Source organism: Paenibacillus chitinolyticus NBRC 15660, assembly GCF_000739915.1.
Classification (GTDB): Bacteria; Bacillota; Bacilli; order Paenibacillales; family NBRC-103111; genus Paenibacillus_F; species Paenibacillus_F chitinolyticus.
Map to the genome: position 1 here is coordinate 663,649 of NZ_BBJT01000004.1, position 23,881 is coordinate 687,529.

The following is a 23,881-nucleotide window of genomic DNA, read 5'->3' on the forward strand; positions in this document are numbered from 1 at the left end:
GATCAATTACTTACTAAGCTCTGCAGGTTCCCCATTTGCCGTGATATACCCAATTACATTTTTAGACAATGCTTTTTCATAAATATCATTCATTTCGCTAATAACCACGGAAAGATCATATTTGCTGACAAGACATTTACTCTGTAATCCCATCTCATCAATCCTTTGCGGATCTTGAAGCATACTCTCCAGAACCTCTACAGACTGGGGAATGTTAGAAACTTCTACTAAAAAACCGTTTTTTCCATCTGTTATCAGATCGCTGATGCCTCTTATATCAGTTCCAAAAAGAGCTTTTCCGGCCGACATGCCCTCTAATAAAGCCTTTGGCAGACCTTCTCTTTTTGAAACAAGCGCTACTACTTGGCTAATGGCCAACAACTCAGGTATGTCTCTACGGAAGCCAAGGAATTGAATATGATCGTTTAATTGAAGCGTTGCGACTTGGTCTTTATAATATTCAGCCTTGTTTCCCTGCCCGATGAATAAACATTTCAAGTGGGGATACCTGGAGACCAATATATGGACCGCCCTAATGAGCTGCTCCTGATTCTTGTTGCTATTTAATTCAGCGATACAAGTCACAATAAAATCACCGTTCTGCATTCCCAATGACTTCCGTAAAGACTGGGAATCTTCCTGTGAAATTTTACTGTCAAATGCTGAAGTGTCTACACCTATTCCAGGCAGATAGATAATCTCTTTTCTTACTTTAAATCTCTTGGCTCTCAAATAATCTTCCTTATTTATTGTAATAAGATAATCAGTATACCTAGCCATTATTCGTTCAGCCGGATAATACAGCAGCCAATTTAAAAGCGGTGCGCCTCCATGAAAATGAAAGCCGTGTGCCGTATAGACTACTGAAGGTATCTTAGCCTTCCGGGCTGCCAACCTCCCGACTATACTGGCAATGGGAGTATGAAAATGAACCATGCTATACTCGTTTTCCTTAAAATAAGAAACCAAGTCCATATATGCTTCCCAGTTGTCTTTATGAAATGGGTTTTTGTTAAAAGAAATTGGAAAACTCTTAAATCGGTTGCTGATTCCCGGATAGCCATGATCTACAGCACCGAAAGCATGGACTTCATATCCCTTATTTTTTAACAAAGTCATGTAAGGAATATGAAAAGCCTCCAGGTGCCCAAATACAGTAGCTACAAAGGCGATTCTCTTTCTATCCGTCTCCATTCCTTCGTCTCCTACATTAAATTCTATTGAATTTTATATTTTGGTTTTTTGGAAACCTGACCTAGTGTACCGACAAACCGAATGAATGAATAAAAGATCAAGATAAAGATAAAGTCTGTCATAACCGAATGAAATGAAGACCTTTGAAACCAGATAGCAAAGGGAAGAACCAAATAATGAATATGTAGGGTTCTATCTAAGCTGCAAAGAATAAAACCCAAGATGATAAAAACACCGAAAATTCCCCACCATTCCCCATTCATCCAAGCTTGAGCTACTGGAGAAAATCCCATCCCCCCGCCATGTTGGTAAAGGTAAGGGTGAAAGTAGCTGACATACCAGTCCCCCATATTTAAAGGTTTCTCATGATCTATAAAAAACTTATATATTGAGGAGGGGAGAAAATATAACACGGCTGTTAAATAAGATGGATCGGCATTCGGGTAGATGGATGTAGTTAGTATGTCATTTGTGATTTCAAAGGCCGTTCCTGTCTCTCCTTCGGAAAAAGACCACGATTGCTTAGGAGAATCCATGCTTTTATTTTCGATTATGGATTGCCGTACATTGTTAAAAATAGGTGACATCATAGCTAAAACGATTCCGACAAGGATAACTTTACGCATACTCGTCAGCTTTATTTTACGTTGGTTAACTAACCAGGCGAAGGTCGGCAGAATCGTCATTAAAATTAAAGAACGGCTTCCCAAACCAAAAAAATAAAACAAACAAACACTTATAAGGGTAAAATAAAGAAGATAAAGCTGTTTTTTACTACAGACAGAAATAGACCAGCCAAAAAATCCTGCCGTAATCATTATCTTCCAAGGAATGGCAAGGTTGGTTGACTGTCTTTGTGCCACAAAATTATTCATTCTATTCTCAACACCGATTACATCAAAGCCACCCAATCGAAACTGGTCATACACCATTAGGGTAAGACCGATCAGTAATAATCCAATAGCAGCTGCTTGTATTTTCAATAGATCTATCGGTGTATCCGATACTAACTTATCCTTTCCCCGAACTTTCAGAAATTGACTTACCAAAACACCGGCTACAAAGCAAAGGTTAGCAGCTAAATAGGCTTTAAAGGTTCCAATTACTTCATCACTTTGGATCAAATTTATATTTTGAAACAAAGTATCCATCGGCAAAGCTATGCCATAAATCAAAAAAAAGAAACTAAATAAAACAGTAACGCTTGTAAAAGCGTTTAGAGCAGGATTTAACTTTAGATATAATCGAATAAAAGCAATATTCACCAAGCAAAACACAGTAATTTGGGTTAAAAGGATATGGGCAAATAAAAGAATGGAGCATATACTAACCAAAATAATTACAAACAGGGTCAATAAAGCTGTTTTCCACCTGGCCCCTAAAGGTTTCAACAACCATGCATTCATCGTGCTCCGTCTCCTGTAAATACGACGCCAACAGTTTTGAGTAAAATTTTCATATCAAGCCTAAAAGAACTTTTCTTGATATAATACAAATCCAGTTCCAGTTTTTGCTTAGGGGTGATCTCGTACCCTCCATTTACCTGAGCCCATCCCGTAATTCCGGGCTTTACTTCCAGCCGATTTATAAAGCCTGGAATTTCTTCGTTAAATTGCTCCGTAAACACAGGCCTTTCCGGTCTAGGGCCGATCAGACTCATATCTCCCTTTAAAACGTTTATGAACTGCGGGATTTCATCTAATCTTGTCTTGCGTATAAACTTGCCGACACGGGTCACCCGACTATCGTTTTTTTGTGCCCACTGGGCTCCATTCTTCTCCGCATCCATAGTCATAGAACGGAATTTAATAATTTTAAAAAGCCTGCCATGCTTCCCTACTCTTTCCTGCATAAAGAAGACCGAGCCCGGCGACTCCAGGCGGATAGCTAGAGCAACAACGAGCATAATGGGCAGAGACAGCACGATACCAATCAAGGCTAACAAAAAATCAGAAATTCTTTTCGCGTATGTATAAAACGAATAAAAACCAAAGAAATATTTTTTCTCACGAATTGACACTTCCACCGACACTGCCGGCTCCCTCAGAAGCCCATTTTGGTCATTATACATGTTTCATCTACCTCCATATTTTAAAAAGGTCCATGGCCATCTGGTGTTTAAGATCGTTAAGGATGACAGTTGGACGCAGCAAACATTACCGTCTACCTCCCTTAAAAGATTGTTATAAAAACACGAGCTATGCGGTTTTCCTTAAAACCGCATAGCTCGTGTTTTTATTTTGACAAGTCAAAATAAAAACCGGGGCATCGAACCCCCCCTCACATCATCCCTTCGACGATTAACGTCTAAGGCGCATTTCGCGCCCACAGCATGACCGAGTGCCTACAGTGATAGAGGTACAGTAGACATAACCTGAGCCGAACAACAAACCGCTTTTTAAGCTTTTTCGCCGTAATAGTAGTAATAAGAAGACTCTTTTTTGGAGTAGGCTTTATTGTTAAGCACCACGCCGAGAACGCGCGCTTTTACGTATTGAAGTTGCGACAGAGCTTTCTGAGCCCGGTCGCGTTTGACCTTGCCGTGATTGAGCACAAGAACGACTCCGTCCGCTTTGGCCGCCAAGATTTGCGAGTCCGTTACAGCAAGCAGCGGGGGCGAGTCAATAATGACCATGTCATACCAATCGCCGACTTCTTCAAGCAGAGTAAGCATGCGGTTAGAGCCAAGCAGTTCAGCGGGATTCGGCGGAACCGGTCCCGATGGAAGTAGGGTCAGGTTAGGAATTCCCGTATCGGTTAAAGCATCCTCAAATCGATCCTGGTTTACGAGTACATGAGTAAGTCCGGAACGGTTAGAGACATTAAATACCTTGTGTAAGGTCGGCTTTCTTAAATCCGCATCAATCAGCAGGACTTTCTTGTTCTCCTGAGCGTAAGCCACGGCAAGATTGGCCGCCGTTGTCGACTTCCCTTCTTCGGGTTGTGCGGAGGTAATGAGAACGCTCCGAATTTCCTGATCAATGGAGGAGAATTGAATGTTCGTTCGCAAAGTTCGATAAGCTTCGGCAATATTCGACCTAGGATTAACATGTGTAATTAAGCGGTTATTGGTTAACGCCGGCATAGACCGATTCACCTACAACTTTCTGTTCCGGTTTGGAAGGGACATTACTCGGTGCATCCGAAGCCTTAATCCGGCTGATTACCGCTAATGTAGGAAGTCCGAGATACTGTTCAATCTCTTTCTCCGACTTGAGCGTGTCATCCAGATACTCCAGCAGAAACGCCAGACCGACTCCGATTAGCGCCGATAAAATGAAGGCGATGACGATATTCATTTTGGGGTTCGGCTTAACCGGAAAAGGAGCTTCTTCCTGTTTCGCCTGATTTAGCAGAGTTACGTTGTCTACCTTCATAATTTGGGGGATATCCGTTTTGAAGACATTGGATATCGCATTCACCAGTTTTACGGCCGTAGCGTGACTATAGTCGGTGACCGTGATGGTCAAAACCTGCGTTTCATTAACGGCGCTCACTTTTACCATCGAAATAATCTCATCCGCTGTCAGCTGAAGTTCCGGCAGTTGAGCCGCCACTTTATCCAAGATGGCCGGCGTCCGTATAATCTCTTTGTAGGTGTTCACCAGCATGATGCTCGCGCTGACTTCGCTATAATCGATTCTGGAAATTCCCTCCGTCTGATACGAGGAATTTACAATCAATTTTGTACTGGCCGCATACTGCGGTTTTATATAGAAATAACTGATTAACCCCGTCACAAGACAAGAAAGGACAACGATAGTTGCAATCAGCCAAATCCGTTTTCGAATAATGTGCAAGTACTCTTTCAAGTCGAGTTCCATAATGGTTCTAACCTCCAGTGGAGTGAAATGCCTTACTCTTACCAATTTGTATCACTTTTATTCAATCACTGATACGTATTGTATCACAATGAACATAAAAATACAGTTTTTACCAATAACAACCTGTTTCTAGTTTACGTAACCGCCGAACGATACGGTAGCGGGGCAGATTCTTTTTCTACGACTTCCATAATCTCAACCAAATCATATTCTTCAAGCTGCTGTAAAAACAAATGAATGTCATTCTCGGCCGTCTGGTAAGTCGTCTCATAGTGATCCTGCAAACATAACACAAGTTCATGCACGGTTCTGGTCTCGGAGAGCAGGGACCAAATCATACCGCCTACTTCGTTGACTCTAGTGATGCTCTGCCTGTTCATCTGCATAATCACGTATTCCCCGTCCAGAAGCATGACTTCCGTATCTTGATGGCGCCTGAATTTTTTTTCCATCCAGCGAATCTCCTAAACATATTTTTTCATTTTGACGTGACGAGTCAAGCGTTTCCACCTTTCAGCATAAACGGATTTAAAATGCTTCCAGCGTGAGGCGCTCCTCACTCCATCCAATCCCAGCAAAGCGGGGTGAACATAGGGGAAAAGAAAATTGCAGAACCAGGCACCCGTATGTGCGGACCTGTCATATACTTGTGTCAGATGATAAAGCAGGATGTAAAGGGCATTCCTAGATCCTTTATGACCCTGCTGCACGTTGCGAATAAGCGAGTAGGACCAGAATGGCGGGATAGATGGTCTGACCGGCACGATAACCGGAAGACCCGGGAAGAGATAATCAACGGCCGCCAGCACCGTTTTCATTCTTTTCACGGTATATTCCCGAGCAGCCCGTTGGACCACTCCTTTCTTGACGGATTCAACATCCGCATTCTGGAGCAAATGAACAACGTCCAAGAAATAGCGTATGGAATTCATCCTGTGTTGAGAACCGTGTAAACATATACTGTAAAATGTATCCGAATCGTTCATCCTCCGGATATGCACGTAGTTCTGCAAAGGAAGGGACTGACTCCAAAATAAATCGTAATCGATATCGGCTGTACGAAACTCCACCAGTCCCCAGTGAATTTCAACCGTAATGGGAAGCCGGCCGGCAGCTCCTTCTCTCGTGTATACGACGTGATGGCTCGCATCCGATTCGTCAAACCTTTCAAACCCCAAGGTCTCGACAATAGCAGCCGCTGCGGAAAGGTTCTCCGGTTGGATAAGAAGATCAATGTCCGTCGTCCCTCTTACTCCGAACCCGCCGTAATACCGCTCGCTGAAATAGATGCCTTTCATAAGCAGGACCTGAAGCCCCGCTTCTTCAAACAATCGGAGCAGCCGGTCTGTCTCTGTCTTGAGAAGCAAGTTCTGGAACAGAGTCGCTTCCGCCTTGCGCTTCAGATGGTCTTGGAGAAAGAGGGGGAGCTCACCCAGTCTCCCTTTCTCTTTCAGCATGTGGTACACCTGAGCCGTGATGGAGAATAGGTCCAAGTCTTCGGCGATCTGTCCGTATTCTTCCTCAGTGAAGGAGAATGCACCGTGAACCACATACAGGTCGTTCATAAATCGGATGAGGGGCTGTGTCATTTACAATTCGGACTGCCTGTGTGACCGCCGTTATCGCACGGATGCGGCTTGGACGGCTTGGTCTCGAAAACGATCTGCTGGTGTTTTAAAACAGTCGGTGCGATATACGCCTTCTTCACTAGCTTCACTCCTTGCGGATAATTATTTATGAAAGGGACTCTGCTACAACGAGTATCCGTTTCACACCAAACCGATACAATTCGTATCTACAATACTAACTTTATGATACGATATGTATCTTGTCAAGCGAAAAATGACCAATCCCTACCCTTTAACTCGAATATTGAAGGGCCAGGGCCACAGGGCCCGAGATAGCGACATGTTACGGGCCGGAAGAGCCGGCACAATGACTTCGTCACGCGCGACATAGTCCGCGTTAGCCCGGTAGGCCGCGACCTGTTCCGGCCCCACCTTCCGGGCTGCGAGCGCGTAGGCGTCCGCGAGGTGCCATTTCCTGACGACGACGTCATGGGCGTCGGAGGCCAGGAAATGGACCGCATTAGCGCGGCAGAGGCTCAGCGAGAATGCCTGCATCCGGCGGCCGTAGTCCCCGGTGAGGGCTCCCGCCGTCACCTGGAGCAGCAGGCCGCCGTCCATCCACTCGCGCAGCAGCTCCGGCCGGCGCTGAATCTCGCTGCTCCGCTCGGGGTGCGCGAGAATCGGGACGATTCCGCGCACTCCAAGCTCATGGAGCAGCTCGGCGAAGCCGCCCGGCACGCGGCCGCCGGGGAGCTCCAGCAGCAGATAGCGGGAACCGCCCAGGGTGCAGAGCCGGCCGTCCAGCAGGTCATCGAGAAGCCGGTCGTAGACGCGGATCTCGTGTCCGGGCAGGACGGTCAGGGCGATGCCCCGGCGGTCCAGCGCCTGCTGCAGGAGCTCGACGGCCTCCCGCACGGCCGGGGCTTCGTTCTCGTAGGCGCCGCCGTGATGAGGCGTTGCCACGACACGGCTGATGCCCGACGCCGCAGCGTGCTCCGCCATCGTCAGCGCGGCTTCCAGATCCGGAGCGCCGTCGTCCAGCCCCGGAAGGATGTGGCAGTGCAGATCCGTATACATATGACCGCCTCCTTCATCCGGATTCCGGTCTGGACCGGGTTAAGTTTTGCGTGACTTTCATGAAATTTTCATGAAAGTCCGCCTTCATTTTTTCATGAGTGGGCAGAAGGAACCCGGGCTTGGGACGATCGAATGATAGTTAGCGTATGCTTTCCATCTCAAATTATGATACAATCCCAAACATTACATAAGTCGTCAAGCACGGAATATAATGTATAAAGTTCTTTAAATTAAAGTAAAAACGGCATAAAAAAAGGGGTTATTACGGTCTGTGGAGAAACATTTTATCGACAAATAGTTGCATTTTGTATCAAAAAATTTATAATTTCAGTATATCGACCTTTCAATGTAATCTCTGACGGGTAACCGATTGAGCCCTATTCAAGCGAGCGGTTGTTAGGTGATACCGGTTTAAACGATTGGCCGACGTGGTTATACTGGTTATTACTTTCTAGTGGAATGAGAGGAATTCTAAGATGAATAAACATGGGGATCGCATTGCTCAATTGCGAGAAAAGCATGCTTTGACTCAAGAAGAGCTGGCCAACAAACTCGGCATATCACGCGCGGCGTTATCGCATTACGAGACGAGCCGGCGCGAGCCGGATTTCGAAACGATGAACAAGATCGCGACCTTCTTCAAAGTGTCCGCCGACTATCTGCTCGGAAGAACGACCAACCCGCATGCGGTGCTCGACGAAGATGTGAGAGATTTCGTGAACAGCCTGGAACTTTCCGACGATAAGATTCTGGAAAAATTCGCACTGTCCATTGACGGCCGCAAGCTGACTGCCGAAGAAGCCAAGCGTTTTATCGCTTTCGTGAGGGCGGAACGTTCGATGTCGGAGTAGGCGGCTCGGTTCCGTCTCCCGGACCTCGTGTCTGAAACGAGCTTAGTATAGCCGGATTCAAATTCAGCTGGTCCACTAGTTTATAGAGATCAATAACAATTTCATCCGTCATTTTTATGGCACCCTCACCGGTTTTGAAATGGTAATCATACCCAAGCGTTCTGCTCATGAATTTAATTTATGATACATCTTGTATCCGTGTCAAGCACATTTTGTATCCTTTTCAAACCTTTCGACTCCTCCATCCCGGGTGTCGATTCTTTGTTTAGCCGGGATCTTTTATGAAACCGCATACATTACCGGATTATCTGCTGTAGCAGGTCTTTCCTGCTCTTTTCGGAGCCTCCGGAGTAATAAAAAGTAAACGCTCAACCGCTGTTTCTTTTATCAATGCCGATGTATTTAAAGGTTACGGAAGGAGCCGAATGGTTAAACAAGTCGCGAAGGACGGAAATATTCTTCGTTCGCTGGTAATAATGGTAACCGAATGTCTTCCGCAGCGTATGCGTTCCGATGTCCTGCAATCCCACCCGCTTGGCGGCTTCGTTTAATATCCGGTAGACGCGGATGCGCTTGATCGGTTTGCCGGTTTTTTGCGAAGGAAACATATAGTCCTCGTCACCCATATACTGCACATACTCGCCGATGTAAGACTTCAGGGCGTCATCGATCCAAAACGATTTGCTCTTGCCGGTTTTCTCCTCGGTGATGCTGATTTCATTGCGGTCTTTCACGTCTTTCACCCGGAGTCTCAAGATATCGTTGAGATGCAGACCCGAATTAATGCCGATCGTAAAAAGAAGCCAGTCCCTCATGGAATGATTCTTCAGGACGCCCTGAAGTTCTATAATTTTTTCGGGGTCACGAATAGGTTGGGCCACTTGCATGTAAGAAATCCCTCCATTAAATTAGTTAACCCATGGTATGATACATTTTGTATCAAGGGCATTATAGCACACCACATTTCGTATGCCTAGTCCCTTTGGCGATCTTTTATCATTACTTAATCCTCATGTCCGCCTGCGGGAATGAATCTTTGTATCTAGGTCTAAAGACTTCATTTTGGTACGAATTGTATCATAATATCTAAAATAAATCTTCTTTTATTTTTTTGACGGACTCGGAATCGGGAATCCAGTAGTACAAATTGGAGCCGACAAGCGGGTCTTCTTCACGTCCGCTGTGCCCCGGAAGCTGGGTGTAACGGAAGTTGTCCTGACCGACCCCTTTGAAAAGCCAGGCGAGGCTGATCAGATCGGAATCCGAGAAATTCGTATCGAGAATGTCTTTGCGCAAGGAGGGCAGGAGTGTCGCCAGCTGCGGAATTTTATCCGGTTTTAAAAGCTCGATGGCAATAGAGCGAAGAACTTGGGACTGCTCTTCCTGCCGGCCGAATTCTCCCCCTTCCGCTCCGTAACGTTCCCGTACGACCTTCAGGGCCGTGTCTCCGTCGAAATGCTGCTGACCTTTCGGAATCGTCGTTTTCTGAAATTTCAGGTGCAGGTCTTTCTCCAGTGTCAGGTCCACACCTCCGACTTTGTCGACAATCCGCTTGAATCCTTCGAAATTCGTTTTCGCATAATAGTTGATCGGCACGCCGAGGAAATCGCTGACCGTCTGCGTGGCCACAAGTGTTCCCTGCTGATTGCCTCCCTTCGACTCTCCCACGATGTGCGCATGATTCAGCTTCGTCAAACCGACTCCCTTAACGGGCACGCGCGTATCCCGGGGCAGGGACAGGATATTGACTTTGCGCTCCGCCGGTACGACATGAACCGCCATCATGACGTCGCTGCGGGAAGGCTCCCCGCTGCGTGAATCGACACCGAGTATCAGAATGTTAAACGACTTCATGTCCGGTTTGGGCGGTTCCTGAACCGGTCCGGGTGCTGCCGCTTCGGCAGTTTGCGGCTGTGCCAGTACGGGGATATCCTGATTCTCGAAATGCCTGGACGGGTCCAGGCTCCAGTAAGCCCAGCCGCTGGCCGAAACCCCGATTACGAGAACACTGAGCGCCGCGATTTTCCATTTGGTTTTTTTCTTCAAGAAAGGTCCTCCCTCAATCTTGTCGTACGATACAAATTGTATCATCAAACCTTTTGGAAAACAACCGCCTGAAGTTCCGATATTTTCTAAATTTTGGGACTTAAGGTGCAAGGGAACACCGTCCTTTGCACCCGGCTTCCTCTCTGCCTGTTCACCTGCCCGCCTGTCCGGCGTCCGGTCCGGCCCCCCTTCCTCGCCGGATACGCAAAAAGTCCGCATCCTTCTCCGGAAGGGATGCAGACTTTTGCCGCCGCCGCGGGGTCTCGCGTTCAGCCTTTAATAGAGCCGGCAAGCAGGCCGCGGACAAAATATTTGCCGAGGAAAATATAAACGAGCAAAGTCGGAAGGGCCGCCAGAATGGCTCCGGCCATCTGCACGTTCCACTGCACGATCTGGCTTCCCGACAAATTTTGCAGAGCGACCATAACGGGCTGCTGCTTCTGGGAAGTCAGTGTCACCGCGAACAGGAACTCGTTCCAGATGTTCGTGAACTGCCAGATGCCGACGACTACGAAGCCGGTAATGGACAGCGGCATAATGATATAGCGGTACACCCCGAAGAAACCGGTGCCGTCGATTTTCGCCGCTTCCATGATTTCGTCCGGCACGCCCGCGTAGAAGTTGCGGAAGATCAGGGTGCAGATAGGCAGACCGTACACGACATGGACAAGGATAAGGCCGGGAATCGAATTGTACAGGTGAATCTTCTGCAGGAATTGAATGAGCGGAATGAGAATGCTCTGGTACGGGATAAACATGCCGAACAGCATCAGGGCAAACAGAGTGTTCGATCCGCGAAACTGCCACTTGGACAGCACGTAGCCGTTAAGCGATCCGAACAGTGCGGACAGCAGCGTCGCCGGTACGGCAAGATACAGACTGTTCAAGAAATTCGGCGCGAGCTTGTCGAAAGCGGTCTTATATCCCGAGAAATCCAGATGAGACGGCAGCCTCCACATCTGATCGAGCGTAATCTCGTCCAAGCCCTTGAAGCTGGTCGCCCCGAGCACGTAGATCGGCACCAGGTAAAGGCAGGCCATGACGGCGAGCAGCATATAGAGCAGCGAACGGTTGATCTGCGCGAGACGCATCAGCCTTCCTCCTTTTTCAGACTCGAGAAAAGATACGGAACGATCAACAACGATACGAACAGGAGCATGATAATGGCGATGGCCGCCCCCTGAGCGTAATGATTGCCGCGGAAGGTCGTCTCAAACATGTAGACACCCGGCACGTCAGTCAGGAACATCGCCCCAGGTCCGGTCATCGCGAAGATGAGATCGAAGATTTTGAGCGAGATGTGCCCAAGAATGATCACGACGCTCACGGTCACGGGCCGAAGCTGCGGCAAAATGATTCTGGTGAACACCTGCCGCTCCGCAGCCCCGTCCATACGCGCCGCTTCCCTCAGCTCGTCCGGTATCGCACGGAGCCCGGCGAGATACATCGCCATCGTAAAGCCGGACATCTGCCATACCGCGGCAATGACAACGGCAATGAGGGCCAGCGGCAGGCCGAAATCGATCAGTCCCCAGGCGATGCCCGGCACGATTTCCGTGCTTGTGTACCACTTCGGAGGGTCCATCATTCCGAAAGACTTCAGGATGAGGTTCACCCCCGTCGACGGATTAAGAATCCACTGCCAGACGACTCCGGTTACCACAAACGAGAGCGCCATCGGGAAAATAAATAGGTTGCGGAACAGCGCCTCCGCTTTAATTTTCGCGTCCACCATCATCGCCAGGAAAATCCCGATCGCCATCGTGGCCGCGATAAACAGGACGGTAAACATCAGCGTGTTGCGGAGATCCGACTGAAAACGGAAATCGGCGAACAGAAACTTGAAGTTGCTTAAACCCGCGAAGGATAAATCCTTCACCAGTGTATTCCAATTGGACAAAGACACGTACCCCGTCCAGGCGATAAAGCCGTATACGAACACCAGGATAGCGGCAAAAGACGGCAGCACCATCAAAATCGGCACCCACCTGCCGCCTTTTCTCTTACGCCGGGGCTTCACACCCCGCTCTGTCTCTGCGGGCACATGCACCGCTGCTTCCGTTCGCACAGCCTCCAGCCTCCTTCCCGAAAAAGAAGGTCAGATGGCCGCCCACCTGACCGCTTCATTTATTTTTTCATGCCGCTCGCGGCTGCCGCCTGCTGAAGCATCTTCGCGGTCTGCTCCACATCGCCCTTCGTCACGAAGATCGTCATCGCCTGGTTGGCCTGCGTCACAAAGCCTTCCGGAGCCGCGGAGCCGTGCGCCATACTCGGCGTGAGCTTGCTCTTTTTGAACTCCTCGATCGTCTGTTTGCCGTAGGCGTCATACTTGCCCGTATCGGCATCGGTGCGTGCCGGGATCGAGCCTTTCAGCGGGTTGAAGACGTCCTGTCCTTCGACGGAGCCTAGCACCTTCAGAAATTCCTTCACGGCTTCCGGATCTTTCACGCCCTTCGGCAATCCGAAGGTGTCCGTGATGACCATGAAGCTGTTCTCGGTGTTCGGCGTCGCCGCCCAGCCGAAGTCTTCATTGGCTTTCAGCTTCAAATCGGTAGTAAAGTAGCCCTTCGCCCAGTCGCCCATAATATTCATAGCGGCATCGCCTTTCGCCACGAGCTGCGCCGCATCCTGCCAGTTGCGGGCGGCATGGTCTTTGTTCGTGTACGTGAGCATCTTCTTGAACGTTTCCAGCGACTGCTTCACTTTGGCGTCCTCGAAAGAAATCTCGCCCGTCCACAGCTTCATGTAATCGTCCGGACCCAGCGTGCCGAGCAGCACGTTTTCGAAAATCATCGTGGCGGTCCAAGGTTCTTTATCGCCCAGCGCCAGCGGTGTGATGCCTTTCGCTTTCAGCTCGTCGGCCGCCTGGAAAAACTCGTCGAACGTCTTCGGCGCCTTCAGGCCGTTCGCGTCGAATACTTTTTTATTGTAAAAGAGGACGTTGCCGCGATGGATGTTCACCGGAACCGAATAAATACTGCCGTCCTTGCTCACAAGGTCGATCAGATCTTTCGGGAATTTATCCTTCCAGCCTTCCTTGTCGTACAGATCGTTCAGCGCTTCCATCTTGCCGGCCGCCACCCAGCCCGTATTCAGCTCAGCGCCTCCATGCACCTGAAACGTACCGGGAGGATCACCGCCCTGCATCCGGCTGGCAAGCACCGCTTTGGCATTCGTGCCTGCGCCGCCCGCTACGGCCGCGTTGACCAGCTCAATGTCCTTGTTCTTCGTTTTAAAAAGATCAATGAGCCCTTTAAGGCCCGCTTCTTCACCGGCACCTGTCCACCAACTGAAAATTTCCACTTTCTTGGAGCCGCCTGCCGCTGCCGACGGAGCCGGCGAAGACGCTCCGGGGGTTGTCTGCGCTCCGTTCCCGCCGCTTTCTCCGGACCCGCAGCCTGCGATCAGTGTCGTACCTATCGTCATGACAGAGAGTACGGTGGCCATCTTGCGTTTCATGTGATCGATCCCCTTTTTCGTTATATTTATGGGCCGCAACCTTGATGTATCCGTTTACATAAATATCGTAGCATAGGCTGACGGCCACCGGCTGCGGAATAATCTGCACAAGTTTGCGCGTGTTCTGGAAAATTTTGTATTGTATGAAAGCACACTCTGCCCCTTTTCAAAAATCAGCATTATTTTACGCTGCCAGCTCTTCATCTCCACAAAAAAATCCATCCCGCTATATAAACGGAATGGATTTGGCCGGGCGGCTGCCGCCTCCCCGGTCTGTAAACCAGCGTGTATGTTTGGCAATGCGTGACGCAGCCCGGATGACTTTTTCTCTCATCAAAGCATGCGTTCCGAGCGATATGCACCGCAATGGCCTCCTGCACGGCCTGACTTTACGCCCTTTATGGCCTTTGCGTCCGCACCGCATCTAGGAAAGAAACCGCAGAGAGCGGATCGGCCCGGTTCCTTCCTTTTTCCCGGTCTAGTCGTCCACTCTGGCCCCATAGGCACGCAGGAAAGCCGCTCCCTGATGAGCGTCCATGCGGGCCCCTTTTATATCGAGCGACATAAAATCGACCCCGTCCATGACAGCTCCGCGTAGATCTGTCCCCTGCATCCGGGATTTGCCCATTCTCGCCCGGGTCAGATCGGCGTCCCTCAGGTCGGCCTTTTCCAGGTTGCAGGAATATAAATCGGCTTCGATCAGCCGGATTCCCCTCATGGCCTGCTTCGATAAATTCGCAAAGCGCAAATTCGTGTAAGACCAGTCTCCCCCGGCAATCGTAATTCCGTCCAGAGAAGCTTCGTTAAAATCGGAACCGATCATCTTACACTCCTCAAATTTGGCGACAAAAAAATTGGCTCCCCGGAACCGGCAGTTGGTAAAAGCGCTCCGCTTATGCGAAGAGGCGTTGAACTGCGCTCCAGAGAAGTCACAGTCGATAAATTGACAGCTCTCGGTCCAGGCTTCTTCCAGACGGGTGCCGATAAAGCGGCATCGTTCGAACGTGCAGTTCCTCAGCTCTCCCTCTCCCAAATCGCGCCCGCTGAAATCCGTGCCTGTGTAAGTTTCTTCTATATAAGAATACATAAGTCCTCTTCCATTCTATGAGTGTATACTTATCGCAAAATCCCGCTTTACCACGTCAGTTTGTGCAGCTTGCACGGTTTACTGCCGGGCCGCCGATGATCCCTTCGCAAAACCGTGGGCTCCCAGCCCGGCGGGGCATAGCATGACGGTCGTCGGCCCCGGAAAACGCCATGGAGCTAACGCCCCCGGTATTCGGTCGGGGAAACCCCGGTTACTTTGCGGAATACCCGGCTGAAGTAGTTGGGGTCCTTATAGCCGACCTCGAAGCAGACTTCCTTCAAGCTTAGCTCCTCGTTCCTCATAAGCTCTTTGGCCCTTTCGATGCGCAGGCGGGTGACATAATCGATGAACGTCGCCCCCATATGCCGCTTGAACATTTTGCTGAAATAATGGGGGCTCAAATGCACCCGCTCCGCCGCCTGCTCCAGCGTAATCTCTTCGACGAAGTGCCCGTCGATCCAATCCTTGGCCTCCTTCAGCACGGAGGTCGTACGCTCTTCGCGCTCGCTCAGCAGCCTCTGCGCGGCAAGCTCCAGCTCGCCGGGAACGCCGTGACCCGCCGCGGCGTTCCCGGCAAAGACAGGCGGGCCGTCCCCTGCAGGCTCGCCGTCATATACGCGGACAAACGCAGATTCGTCCGCGTTTATAGCGGCGGCGCAGGCTTCGGCGTAGGACCGGCGCAGCCCGGTCAGGCCGCGATGCGCCCTGCCGGCGCCGACGGTCACCCGCCGGCCAAGCCGGCCGCTCACGTAGCCGTGCAGCTTGCCCGCGGCTGCGGCAGGCTCGGCGGCCTCCGCTGACGGGGCAGGCGGAATGGGACGGCCGTGACGCGCTTTCACGGCCGCTCCGTCTGGGCCGCTGTCGTCCAGTACGGCATTCGCCGCGGCGGTCTCGTACCGGCTGCTTCCCGCTCCATTTCCGCCGTCCCGGCCGCTGTCGGCCTCCCCCGCGGACTCGGCCGCCCTAGCGGTTGCGGCTGCGGCTGCGGTTTCACCGCCGACCCGCGCACCTTCTTCTGCCGAAGTACCTCTCGGCACACTGTGCGAAGACCGGCCGGAGCCTTCGCTCTCTTCCGTCTCACCGGGCCGGATCACAAAAACAGCCAGGTGACGGCCCATGAGCGGGCTGACCACGCATGTGTAACGCGTGCGGCACCAGCTTTTGACCGCGTCGTACATATGCTTCCGGGAAGCCGTATCCCCGTTCTCTCCGCCGCTTCCCCAGAGTCCCGGTCCGCCGCTTACGCGGTGCGGCTCCTCTTCCTCGAATGAAAGAACCAGCGCGTAACCCGAAGGGTCGGCGGGCAGGTCCAGCAGCTCCAGCAGATCGCTCTCCCCGGTTTCCGAAGTCCGCTCACGCATCAGATGCATAGCCAGCTCACTCTCCGCCAAAGGTTCCAGACGGGCCAGTTTTTCCGTAGTCTTCAGTTCTTCTTCCCGGCGGACATGCTCTTCCTCTAATTCTTGCACAAGTGAAGTCAGGAGTCCAATCATCTGCTCCCGCTTCGCGGGTTTCAACATATAATCCCGGACTCCGATCTCCAGGGCCTGCTTGGCATAAGAGAAATAATCGTAAGCCGTGACGAGCACAAGCTTCATCCGGGGATGAATCTCTTTGATGCGGCGCAGCGCTTCCAGCCCTTCGATTCCCGGCATTTTAATGTCCATCAGCACGATATCCGGCCGGTGCTGCTCGGCGCGCTGAATGGCCGTCCGCCCGTTTTCGGCATGGATCACCTCGAATACGCCGGGCATGGAGCGTGATATCATCCACTCCAGCCCTTCTCTTTCGAGCGCCTCGTCATCCGCGATCAGCAAGCGGTACATAGGCATCCCCCCTTATCCCGGCACGCTGTCCGGTCATTTCCGGAAGTGTAAGCACCACGGTCGTGCCTTTTCCGGGAGCACTCTCAATCTCAATTAATCCGTCCGTTCCGTAAAAAAGCTGCAGGCGCCGGAATACATTTTGCGTCCCGAGGCCCGTGGACGGTTTCCTTTCCGTACGGCTGAAGTCGTACCCGGAGGGCGCCTCGATCCGCCGCACTCCTTCCTCTTCTCCGGCTGAGATCCCTTCACGCGCAGCGGGCACCGCCCCGTCACCGGACGCCGATCCGTAACGGAGCAAATGAAGCCGGGTCTCCTCGTTCATCCCCGCTCCGTTGTCCGCCACGGTGACGCGGACGTTCCCCCCGGCCTTCATGATGCCGAGCCGGATGAAAGCTCCCTCCTCCATGCTTTCGATCCCGTGCATGAAGGCATTTTCCAGCAGCGGCTGAAGCGTCAGGCACGGAATCTGCTGTTCCAGGGCCCCTTCGTCGATGTCCGTCTCGAAAGAAATCCGGTCCCGGAAGCGGGACTGCTGGATCGCGAAGTATTCCCTAGCGTGATCGACTTCCTCGCGAAGGCTGACCGGCTGATCCAGCTTACGGAGATTATAGCGGAACAGATTGGACACCGACACCGTCAGGTCGCTTGTTTTCTCGGCTCCTTCCAGGAGGGCCAGTTTGGACAACACGTTCAGCGTATTGAACAGGAAGTGAGGATTGATCTGGCTTTGCAGCGCTTTAATCTCCAGCTCTTTTACAAGTCTGTCCTTCTCCATATTGGCCTGGTTCTTCGCGATGAGTTCTTTCAAATTGACCTGCATATGCCCGAAAGCGAGCGTCAATATGCCGATCTCGTCTTCGTTCTGCACGGGCGGCGGAGCCGTGTCAAGATGGCCTTTGGACATTTGCCTGGCAGCATGCACCAGACGCCCGATCGGCTTTGTAATGCTCTGGGACAGCCAGATGGCGAAAACCAGACTGAGCAGCATGTTCACCGCGACAAGCGTTTGGCCGAGCATGTTCATTTCGCCGGTTTTAAGCAGCATCTGTTTGTAGAGAGGCTGGTAGAAGCTCAGCTCCATATCGACCAGATTCTGGTGTTCGGCCTTTATGTACCCGGCGGTTTTGTCCGCCTCTTCGTACCGCTGGAGGTATCTCTGCATGTCTTTGCTCTCGACCGCCGCAAGAACGGAATCGGCCGCCGCCAGATAGGTGCCGAGCATGTTTGCGTAATTCCTCCGTGCGAAGCTGTCCTCCTCGCTTCTGGCGTCCGACTCCAGCTTGCCCTGAAGGCTGCTCAGCTCCTCCTGGAGCGCGACGAATGCTCCGCGGCCTTCTCCGTTCAGGTTGATCAGGTAGCTGCTGAGGGACCGCAAGCTTTCTTCCGTTTTATGGGCAATTTCCTTGTAGAGCAAAATGCGGTCCATCGTCAAATGATAACTTTCCTGTATCGTTCGTCCGCTCTGATAAATAAAAAACGTAACCGAATTCATCAAAATGACAAGTGCCGGAATAAACAGGAACAGCTTCATGCGGATACTCACGGCGCCACCGCCGTTCCTACATTTTGCGGATTCAAGATATCAATCCGGGTAAAAGAAAAACCTGGCAGCGTTTCCCCCTGAAAATAGCGGTTCAGCATTTCGACCGACCGGAAGCCCATCGTATACGGCTTTTGGATCACCGTGGCTTCAATTTCCTTGCGGGCCAGCGCCTCGCGCGTCTCAGTCAGGTCATCAAATCCGAAAATGCGGACCTGCTCCTGTTTATTCAAGCTTTTGGACGCCTGCAAAATACCGAGCGCATCCAGCGCGCTCGTGCCGACCATCACATTGATGCCTTCCCTGCTGCGCAGCATGTGCTCCGCGGCCTGGGTTGCCTGGATGCGGGAGATGTTGGAGACGCCGACCTCCACGATTTTAAGATTCGGTTCAGCGTCCACAACCGACCGGAAGCCTTCCAGCCGCTGCTGCTGGTTGCCGGCCTCATAGCTGCCGATCACCATGCCGATGGACGCGCTGCGGCCTTCGTAAGCTTTTGCCACAAGCTCGCCCAGCTGCCGTCCGGATTCCACATTATCGGTGCCGACATAACTCAGCCTGCGGCTGTCCGGGCTGTCCGTATCGACAGTCAGAACGGCGATTCCTTGTTCGACGGCCTTGTCGATCTGTTTGTTGTAAGCTTCGCTGCGGATTCCCTGGATGAGAATCCCGTCCGGCTTACCGGCGATCGCCTTGCCGAAAAGCTCCGCCTGCTCTTCGATATTGTTGCGGTAAGGCCCGCTGTACTCCAGCTTGATGTTATACTGCTCCGCGGCGTCTCTCGCCCCTTTTTCAATCGTCCGCCAGAAAGGATTGTCCAGCTCCTGGGAGATCATGACCACATGCTTCGTCTTACCGCCTGAAGCCGGGGTACGGCCGCGGTCCTCTATGTCCCGGACAATCCCGTTGATCTCGGCGTTTGTATAAGCAAACCTGCCGAGCAGCAGCACGAACAGCGCAAACAGCACAGCGAGGCCGACGGTCCACTTGGACGGGGCCCATTTCTTCACGTTGTTCCTCCTCCGTACAGCCTGTTTTCTAGCTGTCACCCGCTTCGCCAACTGCTTTGTATACGGTTACAATCTATTGGGTATGCCTATTATAGCAAATAAATTCTCCATTGGGTCGGTCGGGGTCGGGGACCTATTTGTACCAAGGTCGGGCAGCAAACCTAGACCTGAGTCGGTGTGACCGGACACGAACGGTCTATATAATGAGAAACCGAGAGCACTGCACGAGCGATAACGGATTACGGATTTTTGGAGGTAGAGAAAAAAATGAACAATCAACCCGTATTGGAAATACGCGGCGTCAACAAGACAATTCGCGGCAAAAAGATTATCCAGGACCTGTCTTTCGAAGTGTATCCCGGTGAAGTCTTCGGATTTCTGGGACCGAACGGGGCCGGCAAAACGACGCTGATCCGCATGATCGTCGGTCTGATGAAAATGAACAAAGGCGACATCGTGATCCACGGACAGTCGATCCAGAAAAGCTTCGAAGGCGCCATCAAGCACGTGGGCGCCATTGTGGAAAATCCCGAGATGTACAAATTCCTCTCGGGCCAGAACAATCTCGTGCATTACGCCCGCATGTTTCCGGGCGGCATCCCGCAGTCCAGAATCGACGAGGTCGTCGAGCTGGTCGGGCTGAAAAACCGCATCAAAGAGAAGGTCAAGACCTACTCGCTCGGCATGCGCCAGCGGCTTGGCGTCGCTCAGGCCCTGCTGCACCGGCCGTCCCTGCTCATTCTCGACGAGCCGACGAACGGTCTCGACCCGGCGGGCATCCGGGAGCTGCGCGACTACCTTCGCCGGCTGGCCCGCGAAGAAGGCATCGCCATCGTCGTCTCCAGTCACCTGCTGTCGGAGATGGAGCTGATGTGCGACCGCGTCGCCATCATCCAGCAGGGCAAGCTCGTCGACGTGCAGGATCTGCGCGGAGAAGGGGCTGCTCCGAAGGAGACGTCCTACTTCTTCGAGGTGAACGATCCGGCAACGGCGCAGGCTGTGGTGCAGGAAATTGACCCGCACCTGCACGTGACCCCGCATCCGAACGGCATCGAGCTTACGATCGGACGCGAAAGAGCCGCCGACATCGGCGCTCTGCTTATCCAGGCGGGTCTTCGCCTGTACGCGATGAAGCCGCTCACGCAATCGCTCGAAGACAAATTCTTGCAGATAACGGGAAGTGATCAAATTGCTTAATCTCATTCGTAATGAAAATATGAAAATTTACCGCCGGCTGACGACCTGGATTATGGTCATTCTGCTTGTCGGGCTGGTCGGGCTGATTTCGTTCCTGATCCACTACGATTCCAGAGGAATGAACAGTGCGGACTGGCGCCAGGCACAGACTCAGCGCATCGAGCAATTGGAGAAGACCAAGGCGGACTTCCCGGACAACGCTGCCGATTTGGATCAGCAGATCAAGCTGGCCCAGGAATATCTGAACCGGGATATGTCCCCGAACCAGGCTGCCGTATGGCAGGCCGTCGGCTCCATGTCCAGCCTCATTGCGGTCATTACCGTCTTCACCGTGGTCGTTGCCGCCGACGCCATGTCCGGTGAGTTCTCGAGCGGAACGATCAAGCTGCTGCTGATCCGGCCCGTCTCCAGATCGAAAATCGTGTTCGCCAAGTATGCGGCGGGCTTCCAGTTCTCGATCTTTATGCTGCTCCTGCTGTTCACCTCGGCCCTGGTCATCAACCTGGTGCTGTACGGCGGGGCGGGAACAAGCCCGACCGTGCTGGAGCTGAACAGCATGGGAGCCATCGTCGAGAAGAACGTCATCATCGACATGCTGAGCACCTACGGTTTCAAATGCGTGGAGCTGATCATGATCGTCACGCTCGCCTTCATGATCTCCACCCTGTTCCGCAGCAACTCGCTGGCGATCGGGATCTCGCTCTGCATCATGTTCCTGGGCAACACGGTCAGCATGATCCTGAGCCGGTACGACTGGAGCAAATACCTGTTGTTCTCCAACATGGATTTGACCCGCTACCTGCACGGTCAGCCTCTTGTCCCGGGCATGACGATGACCTTCTCGATCCTCGTGCTGGCCGCTTACTTTATCGTCTTTAACGTACTCACCTGGACGGTGTTCCGCCGCAGGGACGTCATGTAAGCTTCTATTCTTGCATGAAAAAAGCCCGCGCGCAGCCTAAAGCAGCCTTCGCTGCCGGCCGCTTACGCGGAACCGTGCCTCCGTCACGGAGCCGAAAAAGCCGCACCCGTTTGCAATGGGTGCGGCTTTTTCGTATGCCGGACGTCCGGCGGAGCATAAACCCGCGCAGGCGCATCCCGCTTCCTCCTAAGAGGAGTTGCGGCGGAGCCAGCGGTAGCTTTTGCGTACGCCGTTCAGAAGCGTGTCCGGCATCGGAATGGGGCGCTTGGACAGAAGCGGCAGATACAGGCGGTAGTAGGCCTTCTTCATATCCTCCCACATCGTATCCGGCGTGTCGCCCAGAAAATCGGAAACATCCAGCACTTTCCCGCGTCCGTCTTCCATCATGACATTCTTGGCATGCAGATCCTGCGGCACCAGTCCCAGTCTTCGCGCATAGTCGCACGCTTCTTCGATATCGAGAATGACCCGTTCCGGAATCCGTATCCCCGAACGGATACAATCGTACAGAGTCCTCCCGTTCATCCGTTTCAGGATGAGGTAGGGCTTTTTCGCATAATGGCAGCGGGAGTACGCGGGGTGCTCGCCCAGCTTGCGGTAGACTTCGACCTCGTCTTCCCAACCGTCTCTTCCGGGGGCGTATACTTTAACGACCAGCCCGGGCATGTCCGGATGCGAGACGACAATCGCGTAATTGCCCGCACCGACTAACTGCCAAGGGGCGGGAAGTTTATGTACCACGACGGGGTCATATGGCTTTTCGCTTTTAAAGTCGAGGCCGGGAAGAAGCTCCCGCTCGATCTTTCGTATCCATGCTTCCATTTTAGTCTCCCAATGAGTTCTTATGCTCTTATTGTAGAGGGTTCCGGGTGCCGATACAATGGACCTTCCGCTCCCGTATACAAAAAAAGAGCACGGCGCGCCGCACTCTTCCGGTTCAAAACTGTATGTACGGAGCTAAACCGGCATGCTTTTATCCGGCGTCTTTCGTCTTTGTCCTGCGGCTCTGCCGTTCCAGCAGCACCTTCCGCCCCAGGGTCAGAGCCAGGACGAGCATAATCGTGCCCGTTCCCGCGGCAATTCCGTACTGCTGAACCCAGAGCGGCAGCCCTTCCGCCTTTTCGTAAAGCACGCCCCCGAGCAGAGGGCCCAGGAAAGCCGCCAGTCCCGTCAAGGTGTTGTACATGGCGATAAACATCGGCCGCTCGCCCCTCGGCGTATCCCCGATAATGAAATTGAAAGCCAGTTGGTTGAATCCCCCGGTCCCCGCTCCAAGCAGGATGTGAACCGCAATCAGCACCGGAAGGACCGGAAGCCAGGCGAGCATCCCCCACAGCAGACACGACAGCGACAGAAGCGGGAGCGTCCAGAACAGAAGCCGACGGTTGCTCCACCGCGCGTTAAGATTTCCCCATACGTAGAAAGAAATCATCATCACAGCCGTCTGCAGCACCGTCAGCACGGAAATCGTCTCGTAGCTTACCTGCAGCAGCTTCAGCATGACATATGAGAAGAGCGGCACCGCAATCCCCTGCAAAAACAGCCAGAACGACAGGAACGCCGTCGCCCTGATATACGAAGTATCTTTCATAGGGCGCGTAAGCATGGGCAGAAGCCCGCTTTCCGCGGAAGGCTCGAAGGGCGGGTTCGGATAAAACAGGTAAGCGATTACATTGAGCACCGCAGCCGTGCCGATCACCAGGTAAAGAACCTCAAACCCCGCCTCGTTACCGAGCTTGTCGAGTATTTGTCCGCCCGCAAACAGGCACAGAGCTCCGAGAGCGTTCAGAGTCATGTTCCGGATGCCGAAATAGCGGGCTCTCACCGAAGACGGCACCATATCCGCCATCAGCGTGGACCAGACTACGCCCCCGAAGGCGTTCGAAAGAAAAGCCGACGTGTATAAGGCGATGTAAGCCGGAATCCACAAATCACGGTCCAGCAATAGCGGAATTAATCCCGTTGCCGCCCACAGAATCCGGTGAAGCCCTCCGAAGATGAGAATCTGCAGCTTCCGGTTTTTCCATCTCTGCATGAAAAAAGCCATCAGGATCTGACCAACGTTCACAATCGTCGTCATGGCAAGCACAAGCCCGATCTGTGCGGACGTTGCGCCGAGATAGAGCAAATAACCCGTCAGGAACGGACCGTTGAGAAGGGTTTGAACCACTGTGGCCGGAGCCCCTTCGAGAGTCGCGATCCAAAGATGTTTACGGGTCGGGGTAAAACGGTTCCAGGAGCGGGTCTTGGCCTGCACGTCGGTAGCTCTCCTTTGAGCCG

The 23,881-nt window shown here is 52.2% G+C and carries 23 protein-coding genes; 3 read left to right on the plus strand and 20 right to left on the minus strand.

The genetic code is table 11. The features are described from left to right. Positions 1–6 precede the first annotated feature (6 nt). From PCH01S_RS13000 to PCH01S_RS31345, 9 genes are all read right to left on the minus strand, one after another. Positions 7–1,194, minus strand: a complete 1,188-nt coding sequence (locus tag PCH01S_RS13000; RefSeq protein ID WP_042229850.1) for a glycosyltransferase family 4 protein — start codon at positions 1,192–1,194, stop codon at positions 7–9. A gap of 23 nt (positions 1,195–1,217) precedes the next feature. Beyond that, positions 1,218–2,600 (minus strand): O-antigen polysaccharide polymerase Wzy, encoded by a 1,383-nt coding sequence (gene wzy, locus PCH01S_RS13005; protein WP_042229852.1) that lies wholly within the window; start codon positions 2,598–2,600, stop codon positions 1,218–1,220. Then, positions 2,597–3,265 (minus strand): sugar transferase, encoded by a 669-nt coding sequence (locus PCH01S_RS13010; RefSeq protein WP_042229853.1) that lies wholly within the window; start codon positions 3,263–3,265, stop codon positions 2,597–2,599. Before PCH01S_RS13010 ends, wzy begins: the two co-directional genes overlap by 4 nt. A 327-nt stretch (positions 3,266–3,592) precedes the next feature. Next, complete coding sequence (locus PCH01S_RS13015) at positions 3,593–4,279, minus strand: CpsD/CapB family tyrosine-protein kinase (protein WP_042229854.1); 687 nt, start codon at positions 4,277–4,279, stop codon at positions 3,593–3,595. Then, positions 4,260–5,018: a YveK family protein gene (locus PCH01S_RS13020; RefSeq protein WP_042229855.1), complete on the minus strand. Its 759-nt coding sequence runs from the start codon at positions 5,016–5,018 to the stop codon at positions 4,260–4,262. The genes PCH01S_RS13015 and PCH01S_RS13020 overlap by 20 nt, the downstream gene beginning before the upstream one ends. Positions 5,019–5,152: 134 nt before the next feature. Next, complete coding sequence (locus tag PCH01S_RS13025) at positions 5,153–5,470, minus strand: PqqD family protein (protein WP_042229856.1); 318 nt, start codon at positions 5,468–5,470, stop codon at positions 5,153–5,155. A gap of 12 nt (positions 5,471–5,482) precedes the next feature. Continuing rightward, positions 5,483–6,607, minus strand: coding sequence for a nucleotidyltransferase family protein (locus PCH01S_RS29295; RefSeq protein ID WP_053228707.1), 1,125 nt, complete (start codon positions 6,605–6,607; stop codon positions 5,483–5,485). Further along, positions 6,604–6,726 carry a hypothetical protein gene (locus tag PCH01S_RS31340; protein WP_255246838.1) on the minus strand — a complete coding sequence of 41 codons (123 nt, stop codon included), beginning with the start codon at positions 6,724–6,726 and terminating at the stop codon, positions 6,604–6,606. The genes PCH01S_RS29295 and PCH01S_RS31340 overlap by 4 nt, the downstream gene beginning before the upstream one ends. Before the next feature lie 145 nt (positions 6,727–6,871). Next, entirely contained in the window at positions 6,872–7,663 is a 792-nt protein-coding gene (locus PCH01S_RS31345) for a tyrosine-protein phosphatase (protein WP_042229858.1), read from the minus strand. A gap of 476 nt (positions 7,664–8,139) precedes the next feature. Here PCH01S_RS31345 and PCH01S_RS13040 point away from each other — a divergent pair, with 476 nt between their 5' ends. Continuing rightward, positions 8,140–8,514: a helix-turn-helix domain-containing protein gene (locus tag PCH01S_RS13040; protein WP_009672225.1), complete on the plus strand. Its 375-nt coding sequence runs from the start codon at positions 8,140–8,142 to the stop codon at positions 8,512–8,514. A 368-nt stretch (positions 8,515–8,882) separates the two neighbouring features. Here the strand turns inward: PCH01S_RS13040 and PCH01S_RS13045 are convergent, their stop codons facing one another. The 9 genes from PCH01S_RS13045 to PCH01S_RS13085 form a co-directional block, all read right to left on the minus strand. After that, positions 8,883–9,401 (minus strand): tyrosine-type recombinase/integrase, encoded by a 519-nt coding sequence (locus PCH01S_RS13045; RefSeq protein WP_042229860.1) that lies wholly within the window; start codon positions 9,399–9,401, stop codon positions 8,883–8,885. Between the two features lie 199 nt (positions 9,402–9,600). Next, positions 9,601–10,560, minus strand: a complete 960-nt coding sequence (locus tag PCH01S_RS13050; RefSeq protein ID WP_042229863.1) for an LCP family protein — start codon at positions 10,558–10,560, stop codon at positions 9,601–9,603. A 269-nt stretch (positions 10,561–10,829) separates the two neighbouring features. Beyond that, positions 10,830–11,651 (minus strand): carbohydrate ABC transporter permease, encoded by an 822-nt coding sequence (locus PCH01S_RS13055; protein WP_042229865.1) that lies wholly within the window; start codon positions 11,649–11,651, stop codon positions 10,830–10,832. Beyond that, entirely contained in the window at positions 11,651–12,628 is a 978-nt protein-coding gene (locus PCH01S_RS13060) for a carbohydrate ABC transporter permease (RefSeq protein WP_042229867.1), read from the minus strand. The genes PCH01S_RS13055 and PCH01S_RS13060 overlap by 1 nt, the downstream gene beginning before the upstream one ends. 59 nt (positions 12,629–12,687) lie before the next feature. After that, complete coding sequence (locus tag PCH01S_RS13065) at positions 12,688–14,019, minus strand: ABC transporter substrate-binding protein (RefSeq protein WP_042229868.1); 1,332 nt, start codon at positions 14,017–14,019, stop codon at positions 12,688–12,690. 478 nt (positions 14,020–14,497) lie between these two features. Further along, complete coding sequence (locus PCH01S_RS13070) at positions 14,498–15,106, minus strand: pentapeptide repeat-containing protein (RefSeq protein ID WP_042229869.1); 609 nt, start codon at positions 15,104–15,106, stop codon at positions 14,498–14,500. Between the two features lie 176 nt (positions 15,107–15,282). Continuing rightward, complete coding sequence (locus PCH01S_RS29300; RefSeq protein ID WP_053228708.1) at positions 15,283–16,932, minus strand: helix-turn-helix domain-containing protein; 1,650 nt, start codon at positions 16,930–16,932, stop codon at positions 15,283–15,285. Further along, a complete protein-coding gene (locus tag PCH01S_RS13080) occupies positions 16,907–18,475 on the minus strand; it encodes a sensor histidine kinase (protein ID WP_042229871.1) in 1,569 nt (522 codons plus the stop codon). Before PCH01S_RS13080 ends, PCH01S_RS29300 begins: the two co-directional genes overlap by 26 nt. After that, positions 18,472–19,482 carry a substrate-binding domain-containing protein gene (locus PCH01S_RS13085; protein WP_042229872.1) on the minus strand — a complete coding sequence of 337 codons (1,011 nt, stop codon included), beginning with the start codon at positions 19,480–19,482 and terminating at the stop codon, positions 18,472–18,474. Before PCH01S_RS13085 ends, PCH01S_RS13080 begins: the two co-directional genes overlap by 4 nt. A 267-nt stretch (positions 19,483–19,749) precedes the next feature. Between PCH01S_RS13085 and PCH01S_RS13090 the strand changes: the two genes are divergently transcribed. Continuing rightward, positions 19,750–20,679 (plus strand): ABC transporter ATP-binding protein, encoded by a 930-nt coding sequence (locus PCH01S_RS13090; RefSeq protein WP_042229873.1) that lies wholly within the window; start codon positions 19,750–19,752, stop codon positions 20,677–20,679. Next, complete coding sequence (locus tag PCH01S_RS13095; RefSeq protein WP_255246839.1) at positions 20,663–21,601, plus strand: ABC transporter permease; 939 nt, start codon at positions 20,663–20,665, stop codon at positions 21,599–21,601. The genes PCH01S_RS13090 and PCH01S_RS13095 overlap by 17 nt, the downstream gene beginning before the upstream one ends. A 186-nt stretch (positions 21,602–21,787) precedes the next feature. Here the strand turns inward: PCH01S_RS13095 and PCH01S_RS13100 are convergent, their stop codons facing one another. Together PCH01S_RS13100 and PCH01S_RS13105 are read right to left on the minus strand one after the other, a co-directional pair. Then, entirely contained in the window at positions 21,788–22,423 is a 636-nt protein-coding gene (locus PCH01S_RS13100) for a serine/threonine-protein kinase (RefSeq protein WP_042229876.1), read from the minus strand. Between the two features lie 151 nt (positions 22,424–22,574). After that, positions 22,575–23,858, minus strand: a complete 1,284-nt coding sequence (locus PCH01S_RS13105; RefSeq protein WP_042229878.1) for an MFS transporter — start codon at positions 23,856–23,858, stop codon at positions 22,575–22,577. Between the last annotated feature and the right edge of the window lie 23 nt (positions 23,859–23,881).

What these genes read in the sequence shown, in the direction of transcription:
- PCH01S_RS29295 (WP_053228707.1), bottom strand. Translation starts at nt 6,607, where the DNA reads ATGACACAGCCCCTCATCCGATTTATGAACGACCTGTATGTGGTTCAC.
- PCH01S_RS13090 (WP_042229873.1), top strand. Translation starts at nt 19,750, where the DNA reads ATGAACAATCAACCCGTATTGGAAATACGCGGCGTCAACAAGACAATT.
- PCH01S_RS13100 (WP_042229876.1), bottom strand. Translation starts at nt 22,423, where the DNA reads ATGGAAGCATGGATACGAAAGATCGAGCGGGAGCTTCTTCCCGGCCTC.
- PCH01S_RS13000 (WP_042229850.1), bottom strand. Translation starts at nt 1,194, where the DNA reads ATGGAGACGGATAGAAAGAGAATCGCCTTTGTAGCTACTGTATTTGGG.
- PCH01S_RS13065 (WP_042229868.1), bottom strand. Translation starts at nt 14,019, where the DNA reads ATGAAACGCAAGATGGCCACCGTACTCTCTGTCATGACGATAGGTACG.
- PCH01S_RS13015 (WP_042229854.1), bottom strand. Translation starts at nt 4,279, where the DNA reads ATGCCGGCGTTAACCAATAACCGCTTAATTACACATGTTAATCCTAGG.
- PCH01S_RS13020 (WP_042229855.1), bottom strand. Translation starts at nt 5,018, where the DNA reads ATGGAACTCGACTTGAAAGAGTACTTGCACATTATTCGAAAACGGATT.
- PCH01S_RS13040 (WP_009672225.1), top strand. Translation starts at nt 8,140, where the DNA reads ATGAATAAACATGGGGATCGCATTGCTCAATTGCGAGAAAAGCATGCT.
- PCH01S_RS13025 (WP_042229856.1), bottom strand. Translation starts at nt 5,470, where the DNA reads ATGGAAAAAAAATTCAGGCGCCATCAAGATACGGAAGTCATGCTTCTG.
- PCH01S_RS31345 (WP_042229858.1), bottom strand. Translation starts at nt 7,663, where the DNA reads ATGTATACGGATCTGCACTGCCACATCCTTCCGGGGCTGGACGACGGC.
- PCH01S_RS13055 (WP_042229865.1), bottom strand. Translation starts at nt 11,651, where the DNA reads ATGCGTCTCGCGCAGATCAACCGTTCGCTGCTCTATATGCTGCTCGCC.
- PCH01S_RS13070 (WP_042229869.1), bottom strand. Translation starts at nt 15,106, where the DNA reads ATGTATTCTTATATAGAAGAAACTTACACAGGCACGGATTTCAGCGGG.
- PCH01S_RS13045 (WP_042229860.1), bottom strand. Translation starts at nt 9,401, where the DNA reads ATGCAAGTGGCCCAACCTATTCGTGACCCCGAAAAAATTATAGAACTT.
- PCH01S_RS13010 (WP_042229853.1), bottom strand. Translation starts at nt 3,265, where the DNA reads ATGTATAATGACCAAAATGGGCTTCTGAGGGAGCCGGCAGTGTCGGTG.
- wzy (WP_042229852.1), bottom strand. Translation starts at nt 2,600, where the DNA reads ATGAATGCATGGTTGTTGAAACCTTTAGGGGCCAGGTGGAAAACAGCT.
- PCH01S_RS29300 (WP_053228708.1), bottom strand. Translation starts at nt 16,932, where the DNA reads ATGTACCGCTTGCTGATCGCGGATGACGAGGCGCTCGAAAGAGAAGGG.